General features: G+C 62.7%; 10 protein-coding genes, 1 tRNA gene and 2 rRNA genes. 7 read left to right on the top strand and 6 right to left on the bottom strand.

Going from position 1 to position 14019, the window contains the following annotated elements:
- The first annotated feature begins 61 nt into the window (after window positions 1–61).
- The 5 genes from R2E40_RS03855 to R2E40_RS03835 all read left to right on the top strand — a co-directional run bounded on the left by R2E40_RS03855 (window position 62) and on the right by R2E40_RS03835 (window position 4281).
- Complete coding sequence (locus R2E40_RS03855; RefSeq protein ID WP_318164813.1) at window positions 62–1273, top strand: threonine synthase; 1212 nt, start codon at window positions 62–64, stop codon at window positions 1271–1273.
- Window positions 1270–1935, top strand: a complete 666-nt coding sequence (locus R2E40_RS03850) for an amino acid ABC transporter permease (protein WP_318164812.1) — start codon at window positions 1270–1272, stop codon at window positions 1933–1935. Before R2E40_RS03855 ends, R2E40_RS03850 begins: the two co-directional genes overlap by 4 nt.
- 92 nt (window positions 1936–2027) lie before the next feature.
- Window positions 2028–2690, top strand: a complete 663-nt coding sequence (locus R2E40_RS03845; protein WP_060390832.1) for an amino acid ABC transporter permease — start codon at window positions 2028–2030, stop codon at window positions 2688–2690.
- On the top strand, window positions 2687–3448 hold the full coding sequence (locus R2E40_RS03840; protein WP_318164811.1) for an amino acid ABC transporter ATP-binding protein: 762 nt from the start codon (window positions 2687–2689) through the stop codon (window positions 3446–3448). Before R2E40_RS03845 ends, R2E40_RS03840 begins: the two co-directional genes overlap by 4 nt.
- Complete coding sequence (locus tag R2E40_RS03835; protein WP_273765534.1) at window positions 3445–4281, top strand: transporter substrate-binding domain-containing protein; 837 nt, start codon at window positions 3445–3447, stop codon at window positions 4279–4281. Before R2E40_RS03840 ends, R2E40_RS03835 begins: the two co-directional genes overlap by 4 nt.
- Before the next feature lie 304 nt (window positions 4282–4585).
- Here the strand turns inward: R2E40_RS03835 and R2E40_RS03830 are convergent, their stop codons facing one another.
- Window positions 4586–6532 (bottom strand): MacB family efflux pump subunit, encoded by a 1947-nt coding sequence (locus tag R2E40_RS03830; protein ID WP_318164810.1) that lies wholly within the window; start codon window positions 6530–6532, stop codon window positions 4586–4588.
- Between the two features lie 2 nt (window positions 6533–6534).
- Window positions 6535–7695, bottom strand: a complete 1161-nt coding sequence (locus tag R2E40_RS03825; RefSeq protein ID WP_202003785.1) for an efflux RND transporter periplasmic adaptor subunit — start codon at window positions 7693–7695, stop codon at window positions 6535–6537.
- Window positions 7696–7856: 161 nt separating this feature from the next.
- Between R2E40_RS03825 and R2E40_RS03820 the strand changes: the two genes are divergently transcribed.
- A complete protein-coding gene (locus tag R2E40_RS03820; protein ID WP_101615699.1) occupies window positions 7857–8537 on the top strand; it encodes a response regulator transcription factor in 681 nt (226 codons plus the stop codon).
- A complete protein-coding gene (locus R2E40_RS03815; RefSeq protein WP_318164809.1) occupies window positions 8534–9817 on the top strand; it encodes an ATP-binding protein in 1284 nt (427 codons plus the stop codon). The genes R2E40_RS03820 and R2E40_RS03815 overlap by 4 nt, the downstream gene beginning before the upstream one ends.
- A gap of 29 nt (window positions 9818–9846) precedes the next feature.
- Here R2E40_RS03815 and R2E40_RS03810 read toward each other — a convergent pair whose 3' ends face one another.
- From R2E40_RS03810 to R2E40_RS03795, 4 genes are all read right to left on the bottom strand, one after another.
- Entirely contained in the window at window positions 9847–10347 is a 501-nt protein-coding gene (locus R2E40_RS03810) for an NUDIX hydrolase (RefSeq protein WP_318164808.1), read from the bottom strand.
- Between the two features lie 355 nt (window positions 10348–10702).
- Window positions 10703–10779, bottom strand: a tRNA-Asp gene (locus R2E40_RS03805).
- 98 nt (window positions 10780–10877) lie between these two features.
- Window positions 10878–10992, bottom strand: a 5S ribosomal RNA gene (gene rrf / locus R2E40_RS03800).
- Between the two features lie 122 nt (window positions 10993–11114).
- Window positions 11115–14003: ribosomal RNA gene (locus R2E40_RS03795) — 23S ribosomal RNA — on the bottom strand.
- Window positions 14004–14019 lie beyond the last annotated feature (16 nt).

The following is a 14019-nucleotide window of genomic DNA, read 5'->3' as shown; positions in this document are numbered from 1 at the left end:
CGGCACTTGGGTCACAGGATGGAATAAGCGACTGACCATCTCGACTCATTCAGGATAAAGCATGCCGTACAGCTACCTATCACATCTGCGTTGCAGCAAGACCGGCGAGATTGTGGATGCCGATCAGCCCCAGCAGCTGAGCCCGGTCGGCGCCCCCTTGCTGGCCAGCTACGACCTCGAGGCCCTGAAGCAGGCCTGGCATCCGGCCGCCCTGCTGGGGCGCCCCGCCAGCCTGTGGCGCTACCACGAGCTGCTGCCGGTGCGCGACCCCGCCCAGGTGGTCACCCTGGGAGAAGGCTTCACCCCGCTGTTGCCGCTGCCGCGCCTCGGCAAGCAGGTCGGCATCCCGGATCTCTGGATGAAGGATGAGAGCCTCACCCCCACCGGCACCTTCAAGGCCCGTGGCGCCGCAGTCGGCGTCTCCCGCGCCCGCGAACTCGGCATCACCCATTTCGCCATGCCCACCAACGGCAACGCCGGTGCGGCCTGGGCACTCTACGGCGCCCGCGCCGGTTTGCGCAGCACCATAGTCCAGCCGCAGGCGGCCCCCGCCATCACCCGGCTGGAGAGCGCCCTGGCCGGTGCCCGCCTCTATCTGGTGGACGGCCTCATCAGCGACGCCGGTCGCCAGGTGGCCGAAGCGGTGGCGCAGCAGGGGCTGTTCGATGCCTCCACCCTCAAGGAGCCCTATCGCATCGAGGGCAAGAAGACCATGGGGTTTGAAATCGCCGAACAGCTCGGCTGGACCCTGCCGGACGTGATCCTCTACCCCACCGGCGGCGGGGTCGGTCTCATCGGCATCTACAAGGCGCTGCGGGAATTGCAGGAGCTGGGCTGGGTGCAGGGGCCGCTGCCGCGACTGGTGGCGGTGCAGGCGAGCGGCTGCGCGCCCATCGTCCAGGCCTGGCAGCAGGGGGAGCGCGAGTCGCACTTCTGGCCCGACTCCCAGACCCTGGCGTTCGGCATCAACGTGCCCAAGGCGCTGGGGGATTTTCTGGTGCTGGACGCCCTCTATCGCACCGAGGGCTGCGCCGTCGCGGTGGAAGATGGCGCCATCCAGCGCGAGCTGCGTCAGCTCGCCTCCCAGGAGGGCTGCTTCGTCTGCCCGGAAGGGGCCGCCGCCTTCGCCGCCGCCCGTCAGCTGCGGGAGGCGGGCTGGATCCAGGGGGGTGAGCGGGTGGTAGTGCTCAACACCGGCGCCGGCATCAAGTACCCGGATGCCATCACGGTCGTGCCCCAGCGGCTGCGCCGCGACGGGAGGATCCCGGCATGAGCTTCGACTGGTCCTTTGTTCTCACCACCCTGCCGGCGTTCGGCCAATCGGTCTGGATCACCTTGCAGCTCGGCGCCATCGTGATCCTCACCTCGCTCGCCGTGGCGCTGCTCAATGTGACGCTGCAAAGCCTGCACACACCCTGGCTGAACGGGGTGATCCGCGCCTATGTGGAGCTGGCCCGCAACACGCCGCTCTTGATCCAGCTGTTCTTTCTCTACTTCGGGCTGCCGGCGCTCGGCCTGTCGCTGTCGGGCTTTGCCACGGCGGTGATCGCCATGACCTTCCTCGGCGGCGGCTACCTGACCGAGGCGCTGCGGGCGGGCATTCAGGCTGTCCCCCCCAGCCAGCTGGAGGCGGGGCGAGCCATCGGCCTCTCCCGTTGGCAGCTGCTGCGCCACGTGCAGCTGCCCCAGGCCTGGCTCGCCAGCCTGCCGGCACTGTTTGCCAACTTCATCTTTCTGCTCAAAGAGACCACGGTGGCCTCGGCGGTGGCGGTGCCGGAGCTGCTCTACACCACCAAGAACTACATCGCCCTCTACTACAAGACCTACGAGATGCTGGCGGTACTGACCTTGATGTGCGTGCTGATCTTTCTGCCGCTGTCCCTTGCCATGCGCGTCGTTGAAAGGAGGCTGCAACATGGTCAGTTCGGTCACTGAATCGCTGATGCAGGTGAGGAGCCCGATGTGGGCACTTACCTTCCTGCTGCCACCGTCACTCGCAACCCATGCACCAGAAAGGAGGGCTCAATATGGTCAGTCCGGTCACTGAGCAGCTGACGCAGGCGCTGCCGCTGCTGGCGGTGGGCGCGGGTCAGACCCTCGCCATCTCGCTGCTCGCCATCCTGTTCGCCACCCTGGGCGGGGTCGGTTACGGCGTGCTGGCCCAGCAAGGGGGAAGGCTGACTCGGGGAGTGCTGCGAGTCTATCTGGAGCTGTTTCGGGTAGTGCCCGTGCTGGTCTGGCTCTACCTCTTCTTCTTCGGGCTGCCGATCTTCTTTGGCGTAGACATCCCGGCCTTCTGGTGCGCCGTGCTGGTGCTGGCCCTCTGGGGCGCCAGCGAGGTGGGTGAAGTGGTGCGCGGAGGCCTCAACTCCCTCGCCCGTGGTCAGCAGGAGGCCGGCCTGGCGCTCGGGCTCTCCCGCTGGCAGCTCTATCGCCACGTGTTGCTGCCCCAGGCGCTGCAACGGCTGACGCCGCCGACCATCAACATCTACACCCGCATCATCAAGACCAGCTCGCTGGCGGTGCTGATCGGGGTGGTGGAGGTGATCAAGGTGGGCCAGCAGATCATCGAGCGCACCTATGGTTCGTTGCTTATCTACGGTCTGCTGTTCCTGTTCTTTTTTCTGGTCTGCTATCCGCTCTCGCTCGCCTCGCGCCGGCTGGAGCAACAATGGGGTAATGCGGTATGACACCTCTGCTTGAGCTCAATGCTGTCAGCAAACAATTCGGCCAAAACCGGGTACTGGACGAGGTCAGCCTCACGGTGAACGCCGGGGAAGTGATCGTCATCCTGGGGCCGAGCGGCTGCGGCAAGAGCACCTTGCTGCGCACCCTCAACGGGCTCGAACCCATTCAGGGAGGCGATATTCGCTTCGATGGAGAGCGACTGGATGCCAGCACCGACTGGCAGCGGCTGCGCCAGCGCATCGGCATGGTGTTCCAGAGCTATCACCTCTTCCCCAACCTGACGGTGCTGGAGAACGTGCTGCTCGGCCCCCTTCAAGTGCAAAAACGGGAGCGGCAGGAGGCCCTGCTGCAGGCGGAGCAGCTGCTGACCCGCATCGGCCTGTGGGAGCGGCGCCACGACTATCCGCTCCAGCTCTCCGGCGGCCAGCAGCAGCGGATCGCCATCGTGCGGGCCCTGTGCATGAACCCGCAGGTGATGCTGTTTGACGAGGTGACCGCTGCGCTGGATCCCGAGATGGTGCAGGAGGTGCTGGAAGTGATCCGCGATCTCGCCGGCAGCGGCATGACCCTGCTCATCGTCACCCACGAGCTGGCGTTCGCCCAGGCGGTGTCCGATCGCATCGTCTTCATGGACGGCGGCCACATCCTGGAGCAGGCCGCCCCCCATCAATTTTTCGAGAACCCGCGCAGCCAGCGTGCGCGCCAGTTCCTCGCCAAGTTTTCTTATACAACTGTCATCAAACGAAAGGAGTCAGCATGAAAAAAATCACCTCGGTTCTGTTCAGTGCCTTGTTGGGACTGGGTCTCGCCAGCGGCGCCGCCCATGCGGCGGACGGTTCCCTCGACAAGATCAAGGCGCGCGACAAGCTCATCGTCGGCGTCTTCACCGACAAGCCCCCCTTCGGCTATGTGGACGAGAAGGGCAACTACGTCGGCTTTGACACCGACCTCGGTCGCCGTTTCGCCAAGGACCTGCTGGGGGACGAGAACAAGGTCGAGTTCGTGGCGGTGGAGCCCGCCAGCCGCATCCCCTTCCTGCAGAGCGACAAGGTGGATCTGATCCTCGCCAACATGACGGTCACCCCGGAGCGGCGGCAGGTGGTGGACTTCACCAACCCGAACCTGCGAGTGGCGGTACAGGTGCTGGTGCCGGAAGGCAGCGACGCCAAGAAGCTCGACGATCTGGCCGGCAAGCGGCTTATCGTCACTACCGGCACCACGGCCGACCTCTGGCTGACCCGCAACCACCCGGACTGGAAGGTGCTCAAGTTCGAGAAGAACACCGAATCCCTGCAGGCGCTGGCCCAGGGCCGTGGCGACGCCTATGCCCAGGACAACCTGGTGCTCTTCAGCTGGGCCAAGGAGAACCCAGGCTATCGGGTGCTGCCCGAGAAGCTGGGCTCGGAAGACCCCATCGCGCCGGCGGTGAAGAAGGGCAATATCGAGCTGCGTGACTGGGTCAACGACCGTCTCGCCAAGCTGGGGGAAGAGAAGTACCTGCTGAAACTCTACGACCAGTATGTGCGCGACAAACTGAGCGCCGATACCGATCCCAACGACGTGATAGTGGAAGGAGGCAAGTGGCAGGGCTGAGCCTGCCAGAAGTGCTGAGAGTGTGATGTGTGTGAAATCTTGGTTCCGTTGGTCCGCAAACCGCAAGGTTTGACCTTTCAGGCGTCCCCCTCGGGTGGCGCCTTTTTTTCGCATGAGAAAAAGAACCGGGCCAGGGGCCCGGTTGAAAACCCGCGCAGAGCAGGCTGTGTCACGTCGATGACACGGTTCAGGCTGCCGGACTGGCACAGGGTGCCGTCCGGCCAACTCGCCAGGCCACCGAGGCGGGATGAGCCCTCGGCAACGCCGGCGAATGGGGTGGCGCTGCGGGCGCCGAAGAGGGTGCCTACTCCCGCTCCAGTGCGTGGATGGGGTCCATCCGCGCCGCCCGCCGCGCCGGGAAGAAGCCAAACAGCACGCCGATCAGGCTCGAACAGAAGAAGGCCATCAGCACGGCGTCCAGGGAGTAGCTCAGGGTGAACTGGCTGCTGAAGTGCTCGAACAAGACACCGACCAGCAGGGAGAGCAGCACCCCGGCCGCCCCGCCCAGCAGGCAGACCAGCACCGCCTCGATCAAGAACTGCTGCAGTATGTCGCCGGTTCTGGCCCCCACCGCCATCCGCACGCCGATCTCGCGGGTGCGCTCGCTCACCGATACCAGCATGATGTTCATCACCCCGATGCCGCCCACCACCAGGGAGATGAGCGCAATCATGGAGATCAGCAGGGTCAGGGTGGCATTGGTGCTGGTGATCGCCTGGCGGATGCTGTCGGTGTTGAGCACGAAGAAATCCTGAGCGCCGTGACGCTCACGCAGCAAGCGGCTGATGCCATCCTCGGCGGCGGCCAGCGCCACCTCGTCCTGCACCCGCACGCTGATGCTGCGCAGGTGGCTCTGGCCCAGCATCCGCGTCATGGCCGTGGTATGGGGGATCCAGACGTTGAGGCTCTCGTCGCTGCCAAAGCCGCTCTGATTGCGGGCCACCACCCCGATCACCCGGCACGGCAGACTCCCCAGCAGGATCACCTGACCGAGCGGCGACTCCCCCGCACCGAACAGGCGCGCCAGGCTGTTCTCCTCGATCACCACCTCCTGCGCCAGAGCGGTCACGCTGGCGGCATCGAACAACATGCCCTGCAGCAATCGGTAGCCACGCACCTGGAAGAACTGCTCCCCCACCCCGTTCACCGAGCCCAGCACCGCCTGGCTACCCCGGCGCAGGGTGACGCTGGTGGCCAGACTGGGGGTCACGCTGTGCACATAGCCGAGCCCGGCGAGGGCCTCGGCATCCTCCACCCTGAGGGTCTGGACCGCCTCGGCCCGCCGATCGCCGAAGCCGCTGCCGGGGAAGATCTCCAGGGTGCTGGTGCCCATGGCATTGATGTTGGCCAGCACCTGCTGCTGGGAGCCACGTCCCAGCGCCACCACCGACACCACGGCGGCGATGCCGATGATGATGCCGAGCATGGTGAGGAAGGTGCGCATGCGCTGGGCCTGCATGGCCAGCAGCGCCATCTTGAAGGCGGCGCCGAGCCGCCCGGCCAGACCACCGCGTCCCTCTGTTTCGGTACGGGGAGCGGTTGGCGAAGGGGACGACGGTGCCGGCTCGCGACGACGGTCGGCCACCACCACCCCATCTTTGAGCTCGATGATCCGCTCGGCCTGTTCGGCGATCGCCATGTCGTGGGTCACCAGCACCAGCGTGTGGCCCTGCCGATGGAGCGCGCCCAGGATGTCAAGCACCTCGGCCCCGCTCTGGCTGTCGAGGGCGCCGGTCGGTTCGTCCGCCAGGATCACCTGGCCGCCATTGATGAGGGCGCGGGCAATGCTGACCCGTTGCTGCTGGCCGCCGGAGAGCTGGCTCGGCTTGTAGTCGAGCCGGCTGCCGAGCCCGAGTCGCTGCAGCAGGCTCTCGGCCCTCGCCTTGCGCGCATCGCCTGCCAACCCGGCATAGAGGGCGGGCAGCGCCACGTTGTCGCGGGCACTGAGGTCCCCCAGCAGGTGGTAGCGCTGAAAGATGAAGCCGAAGTGCTCGCGGCGCAGGGTCGCCAGCGCATCGGCCGTCAGCCGGCCCGTCCCCCGTCCGGCCACCCGATAGCTACCCTCGCTCGGCTGTTCCAGGCAGCCCAGAATATTGAGCAGGGTCGATTTGCCGGAGCCGGAGGCGCCGACGATGGCCACCATCTCGCCTCGCGCTATGGTCAGGTCGATCCCCTTGAGCACCTCGACGCGCCGCTCCCCGTCACCAAAATGGCGGCGGATCCCGCTCAGTTGCAGCAGTGGTTCTCTCATGGTCACATACCCATCGGCGGGCCCATTCGCCCGCTCTGCTGGCTCTTGGCCCTCAGCTGACTGACCACCACGGCCTCCCCGGCGGCCAACCCCGCCAGGATCTGGGCATCCACCTTGTTGTTGAGGCCCACCTTCACCGGCCGCCATTGTGGGCGCCCGGCCTCATCCACCACCTGCACCCGCCCCTCGCTCAGGGCGATGGCCGGGATCACCAGGGCGTTACGCTCGGTCGCCAGCACTATGTGCACCTGGGCCGTCATGCCGATACGCAGGACCCCTTCAGGGTTCTCCACCTCAAACAGGCCGTGGTAGTAGACGGCCGTGCTGGTCGAACTGCTGCTGGTCGTGTCGTCGTTGATGGTGTCGGGGGCGGGCTCGATGGCGCGCAGACGGGCCTGGTAACGCTGCTCCGGCGCCCCCAGCACGGTGAAATAGCTGGGCAGACCGGCCTTCACCCTGATCACGTCCGCCTCCGAGATCTGCGCCTCCACCGTCATGGTGTCGAGCCGCGCCACCTTGACCATAGTCGGAGTACTCTGCACCGCGTTGACCGTCTGCCCCTGCTCCACCGGGATCGCCACTATGGTGCCCGCCATGGGAGAGACGATGCGGGTGTAACCCAGATTCACTCTGGCGGTGTCCACCGCGATGCGGGCCTGCACCGCTTGCGCCGTCAGCGCCCGGATGTCGGCACGGGTCGCCGTCAGGGTCGCCTCCGCACTGTCGTAATCGGCCTGACTGCCCAATCCCCGTGCCAGCACCTTGCGCTGGCGCTCGAAGGCCAGCTGGTTGTTGCGCAGAGTTGCCCGGCGCGAGGCCAGCTGGGCCTGCACGTTGTCGAGGGCGGCTTCGGCATCCTTGAGGGCGTTCTGCTGGGTGAGATCGTCGATCTCGACCAGCAGATCGCCCTGCTTCACCTCGTCCCCCAGCGCCACGCGCAGTGCCTTGATCTGCCCCGACACCTGCGCCCCCACGCTCACCAGCTTCTGGGCCTGCAGGGTGCCGTCGGCCAGCACGCTCTGCTCCAGATCCCGCCGCTCGACCGGAGTGGTGATATAAGAGGTGGTTGGTGCCGCAGTGGAAGGCAGCAGCAGCCAGCCGGCACCGACCAGCACCAGGGCGGGCAGCAGCAGGCGAACAACGAGGAGACGGGCACGGGCCATCGCGGATATCCTTGGCTGAAACAGAGGGTGAAACAGACCCGGGCAATCTACTCCAATGTCCGGTTAAGCCTCTTGCAGGGCAGTGTAAGGATTGCGTAAAAGCAGCTGTCAGGCGGAGACGGACACGGGAAAATGGCGCCAACCCGAGACGGAGAAGAGCGATGAAGATCCTGCTGGTGGACGATGATCTGGAACTTGGCACCATGCTGAGCGAATACCTGGGCGGCGAAGGCTTTGCCACCACTCATGTGCTGACCGGCAAGAGCGGCGTGCAGCACGCCCTCTCCGGCAACTATGCCGCCGTGGTGCTCGACATCATGCTGCCTGATCTGAATGGCAGCGAGGTGCTGCGCCAGATCCGCCGCGACAGCCGGATCCCCGTCATCATGCTCACCGCCAAGGGGGACAATATCGATCGGGTGATCGGGCTGGAGATGGGGGCCGATGACTATGTGCCCAAGCCCTGCTACCCGCGGGAACTGGTGGCCAGGCTGAGGGCCGTGCTGCGCCGGGTCGAGCCTGCCCCCGCCCATCCGGGCAAAGAGCAGGGTCTGCGCCTTGGCGAGCTGGTGCTCTCCCCTGCCAGCCGTCAGTGTCACTGGCAGGCGCAGCCGCTGGAGTTGACCGCCACCGAGTTCAACCTGCTGGAACTGCTGCTGCGCTCGCCGGAGCGGGTGGTCAGCAAGGATGAGCTCTCCCTGCACGGGCTTGGCCGCCCGCGCGAGCCCTATGATCGCAGCGTCGATGTGCACATCTGCAATATCCGCCAGAAGCTGCAGGCCCTGGCGGGGGAAGCCGTCGGCATCGAGACGGTGCGCAGCATAGGATACCGGCTGGCATGATCCTCAAGGGGCGCCTGTTCTGGAAGATCCTGTTCGGCTTCTGGTTCACCATCATCATGATGAGCCAGCTGCTGTGGGTGGCGTTCAGCCTCTATCGCCACGAAGGGCCGCCGGAGCAGCGGATGGCAAACCAGCTGGCCGAGCGTCAGCTGGCAGCCGCCGCCAGCCTGTTGCAGCGGCAGGGACCGGCTGCGGTTGCGGCCCTGCAGGCCAGCTGGCCGGCCCGGGAGCGAAGGCTGCTGCAGCTTGAAGCGGTCGCAGCAGAGCCATCCACAACACAGGGCGGCCGCATCCTGCTGGGAGCCGATGGCCGGCACTACCGGCTCGACTACGACAGTACCGGCCTGCAGCAGTTGCTGGCACCACCCCAGCCCCGCCGCAACTGGCTCAACATGCCACCGCCCATGTGGTGGATCGGCGGGCTTGGCGGCCTCTTCTTCAGCGCCCTGCTCGCCTGGCACCTGACCCGCCCCATGAACCGCTTCCGGCAGGGATTCGAACGCCTCGCCCAGGGGGATCTGGCAGTGCGCCTCTACCCCGCCATGCGGCGGCGCCACGACGAGATCAGCGATGCGGCCCGCGACTTCGATGCCATGGCCGAGCGGCTGCAACTGCTGGTGGAGAGCCGCGAGCAGCTGCTGCACGACGTCTCCCACGAGCTGCGCTCCCCCCTTGCCAGGCTGCAGCTGGCCATCGGCCTCGCCCAGCAGGATCCGGCCAGGATCGAGGGATCCCTCGAGCGGATCCAGCTCGAGACCCAGCGCATGGACAAGATGATCGGCGAGCTGCTGACCCTCACCCGCGCCGGCCATGGCGAGCGGGACAGCGAGGAGTATTACGATCTGCAGGGGCTGATTGACGCCGTGGTGAGCGATGCCCGCTACGAGGCGCAGCACATGGGCGTCGAGATCAAAACCTGGGTGGATGAGACCCGGGAATACACGGTCTGCGGGCAGGCGGAGCTGATCCGCCGGGCCCTCGACAACGTGCTGCGCAATGCTCTGCGCTTCTCGCAAACGGGCCAGACCATCCGCCTGACCCTGATGCGGCAGGGCGACGAGTTCATCGTCGAGGTGGCGGATCAGGGGATAGGGGTGGATGAGAGCAAGCTCTCCAGCATCTTCGATCCCTTCGTGCGGATCGGTTCCCCCGCAGCAGACAAGGGTTATGGGCTGGGCCTTGCCATCACCCGCAAGGCGATCCAGGCCCAGGGCGGGCGGGTCGACGCCAGAAACGGTGAAGAGGGCGGCCTGATCGTCACCCTCCGCCTGCCGGGCTAGCTGCTTCGCCCTGTCATCACAGCTGTCAGTTAGCCCCGTAGCCGCTGCAATTGACTGATGGCGGCGCCGGTAGAACGAAAGGCAAACTCGGCAGGGGCAATGCCGACCAGCTTGCGCCACTCACAGGCGGCCACATCGTCGGCCGCCACCACCAAAGGTTTGTGCGCCAACTCCAGCAGAAAGACGGTGTCGCAGGTGTGATAGGTCACATCGTCATAGGGATAGACATTGGCATAGGAGCCCAGGTAGCGCGGCGTCTCCCCCGTCAGATCCAGCCCCAGTTCCTCCTTGAGCTCCCTCACCAAGGCTTCCTCCAGCGATTCGCCGGGATCGACGAAGCCGCCCGGCAGATCCAGCAAGCCCTGGCCGGGATCCCGGGCCCGCACCGCGACCAGCAGCTCGTCCTGCCAGCACAGCGCCACCATCACGGCCGACGCCACATTCTGGAAATAGTGAAAACCACAGCCACAGGCAAACTCTTTCTCACTGCGCTGTTGCAGCGATCCGGAACCACAACGCGGACAAAACATAGGGGACTCCCATCTGACACCAAAGGCGCATTGTATGCCGAACTCCCTCCCTGATGGAAAGCCTAGAGGCACAACACCCATGACGTGATAAATCAGCGGGATATAAAAGAGGGAGAGGGGGCATTCGGGGAAAGTGAAACCAAAAGAAGCCCAGTCGTTAGACTGGGCTTCTTAAGTAGTGGCGGAGCAGACGGGGAGACGGACAGAGTCCGGCTCAAGCACAAAGGACCACAGACAGGGACCGAGTTGCCAGTGGCAAGTCGCAGCCCTGTCTGTGGTCCTTTGTTTCCTTATTTCATTCGCCAAAACCAGATAGCAAAAAGGCCTTCCCAGATGGGAAGGCCTTTAAAATTAGTGGCGGAGCGGACGGGACTCGAACCCGCGACCCCCGGCGTGACAGGCCGGTATTCTAACCGACTGAACTACCGCTCCGCTGTCTGGTTAGCTTTTTGCTAAATTGTCTGCCGCTTCATTGAGGTGTCATCCTCGCAGCCAGTAATGTGATTCTTCACATCACTGTTTAATTGGGTGCCTGGCAGTGTCCTACTCTCGCATGGCGAATGCCACACTACCATCGGCGCTACCGCGTTTCACTTCTGAGTTCGGCATGGGTTCAGGTGGTTCCACGGCGCTATGGCCGCCAGGCAAATTCTTCAATCTCGGAAAGCTGACGTGAATAACAACTGTCACCTGGTGAGGTGGTCGCTATCACTGAATTAGTAGTTCACTCATTCGCTACAAGGCCAGAAACACTTCTTGGGTGTTGTATGGTTAAGCCTCACGGGTAATTAGTATGGGTTAGCTCAACACGTCGCCGCGCTTACACACCCCACCTATCAACGTTGTGGTCTCCAACGGCCCTTTAGGACCCTCAAGGGGTCAGGGATGACTCATCTCAGGGCTCGCTTCCCGCTTAGATGCTTTCAGCGGTTATCGATTCCGAACTTAGCTACCGGGCAGTGCCACTGGCGTGACAACCCGAACACCAGAGGTTCGTTCACTCCGGTCCTCTCGTACTAGGAGCAACTCCCTTCAATCATCCAACGCCCACGGCAGATAGGGACCGAACTGTCTCACGACGTTCTGAACCCAGCTCGCGTACCACTTTAAATGGCGAACAGCCATACCCTTGGGACCGACTTCAGCCCCAGGATGTGATGAGCCGACATCGAGGTGCCAAACACCGCCGTCGATATGAACTCTTGGGCGGTATCAGCCTGTTATCCCCGGAGTACCTTTTATCCGTTGAGCGATGGCCCTTCCATTCAGAACCACCGGATCACTATGACCTACTTTCGTACCTGCTCGACCTGTCCGTCTCGCAGTTAAGCTGGCTTATGCCATTGCACTAACCTCCTGATGTCCGACCAGGATTAGCCAACCTTCGTGCTCCTCCGTTACTCTTTGGGAGGAGACCGCCCCAGTCAAACTACCCACCAGGCACTGTCCGCGACCCAGATTCATGGGCCTGCGTTAGAACATCAAACATACAAGGGTGGTATTTCAAGGACGGCTCCAGCGCAACTGGCGTCACGCCTTCAAAGCCTCCCACCTATCCTACACATGTAGGTTCAATGTTCAGTGCCAAGCTGTAGTAAAGGTTCACGGGGTCTTTCCGTCTAGCCGCGGGTACACCGCATCTTCACGGCGAATTCGATTTCACTGAGTCTCGGGTGGAGACAGCATGGCCATGGTTACACCATTCGTGCAGGTCGGAACTTACCCGACAAGGAATTTCGCTACCTTAGGACCGTTATAGTTACGGCCGCCGTTTACCGGGGCTTCGATCAAGAGCTTCGCTTGCGCTAACCCCATCAATTAACCTTCCGGCACCGGGCAGGTGTCACACCCTATACGTCCACTTTCGTGTTTGCAGAGTGCTGTGTTTTTGATAAACAGTCCCAGCCATCTGGTCACTGCGACTCCCAACTGCTCCATCCGCAAGGGACTTCACTGTCAAGAGCGAACCTTCTCCCGAAGTTACGGTTCTATTTTGCCTAGTTCCTTCACCCGAGTTCTCTCAAGCGCCTTGGTATTCTCTACCCGACCACCTGTGTCGGTTTGGGGTACGATGACTTGTAATCTGAAGCTTAGAGGCTTTTCCTGGAAGCAGGGCATCAATGGCTTCCACACCGTAGTGTGTTCGTCTCGTGTCTCAGTGTTGTGTCTCCGGATTTGCCTAGAAACACCACCTACGCACTTTCACCAGGACAACCGTCGCCTGGCCCACCTAGCCTTCTCCGTCCCCCCATCGCAATTACAAGTCGTGCAGGAATATTAACCTGCTTCCCATCGACTACGCCTTTCGGCCTCGCCTTAGGGGTCGACTCACCCTGCCCCGATTAACGTTGGACAGGAACCCTTGGTCTTCCGGCGAGGAGGCTTTTCACCCCCTTTATCGTTACTTACGTCAGCATTCGCACTTCTGATATCTCCAGCATGCCTCTCGACACACCTTCGCAGACTTACAGAACGCTCCCCTACCACTCACACTTAGTGTGAATCCGCGGCTTCGGTGCCTGGTTTGAGCCCCGTTACATCTTCCGCGCAGGCCGACTCGACTAGTGAGCTATTACGCTTTCTTTAAATGATGGCTGCTTCTAAGCCAACATCCTAGCTGTCTGAGCCTTCCCACATCGTTTCCCACTTAACCAGAACTTTGGGACCTTAGCCGGCGGTCTGGGTTGTTTCCCTCTTCACGACGGACGTTAGCACCCGCCGTGTGTCTCCCGGATATTACTTACTGGTATTCGGAGTTTGCATGGGGTTGGTAAGTCGGGATGACCCCCTAGCCCAAACAGTGCTCTACCCCCAGTAGTATTCGTCCGAGGCGCTACCTAAATAGCTTTCGGGGAGAACCAGCTATCTCCGAGTTTGATTGGCCTTTCACCCCCAGCCACAGGTCATCCCCTAACTTTGCAACGTTAGTGGGTTCGGTCCTCCAGTTGATGTTACTCAACCTTCAACCTGCCCATGGCTAGATCACCCGGTTTCGGGTCTACACCTTGCAACTAGACGCCCAGTTAAGACTCGGTTTCCCTACGGCTCCCCTATACGGTTAACCTCGCTACAAAATGTAAGTCGCTGACCCATTATACAAAAGGTACGCAGTCACCCCGAAGGGCTCCCACTGCTTGTACGTACACGGTTTCAGGTTCTATTTCACTCCCCTCACAGGGGTTCTTTTCGCCTTTCCCTCACGGTACTGGTTCACTATCGGTCAGTCAGGAGTATTTAGCCTTGGAGGATGGTCCCCCCATATTCAGACAGGATGTCACGTGTCCCGCCCTACTCGATTTCACATCAAGGTTGTTTTCGTGTACGGGGCTATCACCCTGTATCGCCGGCCTTTCCAGGACCGTTCCACTAACTTCCAAGATGCTTAAGGGCTAATCCCCGTTCGCTCGCCGCTACTGAGGGAATCTCGGTTGATTTCTTTTCCTCGGGGTACTTAGATGTTTCAGTTCTCCCGGTTCGCCTCGCTACGCTATGTATTCACGCAGCGATACCTAGCTTATGCTAAGTGGGTTTCCCCATTCGGAAATCCGTGAGTCGTAATGTCTCTTACCGACTGCTCACGGCTTATCGCAGGTTAGTACGTCCTTCATCGCCTCTGACTGCCAAGGCATCCACCATGTACGCTTAGTCACTTAACCATACAACCCCAAGAAG

It is taken from the genome of Aeromonas sp. CD (genome assembly GCF_033349375.1).
GTDB lineage: Bacteria > Pseudomonadota > Gammaproteobacteria > Enterobacterales > Aeromonadaceae > Aeromonas > Aeromonas hydrophila.
Note: the sequence above shows the minus strand (reverse complement) of the source record. Positions and strands in the feature narration are given on the sequence as shown.

Bases quoted from the DNA above. Each gene is read 5' to 3' on its own strand.
- R2E40_RS03855 (WP_318164813.1), top strand. From the start codon at position 62: ATGCCGTACAGCTACCTATCACATCTGCGTTGCAGCAAGACCGGCGAG.
- R2E40_RS03830 (WP_318164810.1), bottom strand. From the start codon at position 6,532: ATGAGAGAACCACTGCTGCAACTGAGCGGGATCCGCCGCCATTTTGGT.
- R2E40_RS03815 (WP_318164809.1), top strand. From the start codon at position 8,534: ATGATCCTCAAGGGGCGCCTGTTCTGGAAGATCCTGTTCGGCTTCTGG.
- R2E40_RS03840 (WP_318164811.1), top strand. From the start codon at position 2,687: ATGACACCTCTGCTTGAGCTCAATGCTGTCAGCAAACAATTCGGCCAA.
- R2E40_RS03820 (WP_101615699.1), top strand. From the start codon at position 7,857: ATGAAGATCCTGCTGGTGGACGATGATCTGGAACTTGGCACCATGCTG.
- R2E40_RS03850 (WP_318164812.1), top strand. From the start codon at position 1,270: ATGAGCTTCGACTGGTCCTTTGTTCTCACCACCCTGCCGGCGTTCGGC.
- R2E40_RS03810 (WP_318164808.1), bottom strand. From the start codon at position 10,347: ATGTTTTGTCCGCGTTGTGGTTCCGGATCGCTGCAACAGCGCAGTGAG.
- R2E40_RS03845 (WP_060390832.1), top strand. From the start codon at position 2,028: ATGGTCAGTCCGGTCACTGAGCAGCTGACGCAGGCGCTGCCGCTGCTG.
- R2E40_RS03835 (WP_273765534.1), top strand. From the start codon at position 3,445: ATGAAAAAAATCACCTCGGTTCTGTTCAGTGCCTTGTTGGGACTGGGT.
- R2E40_RS03825 (WP_202003785.1), bottom strand. From the start codon at position 7,695: ATGGCCCGTGCCCGTCTCCTCGTTGTTCGCCTGCTGCTGCCCGCCCTG.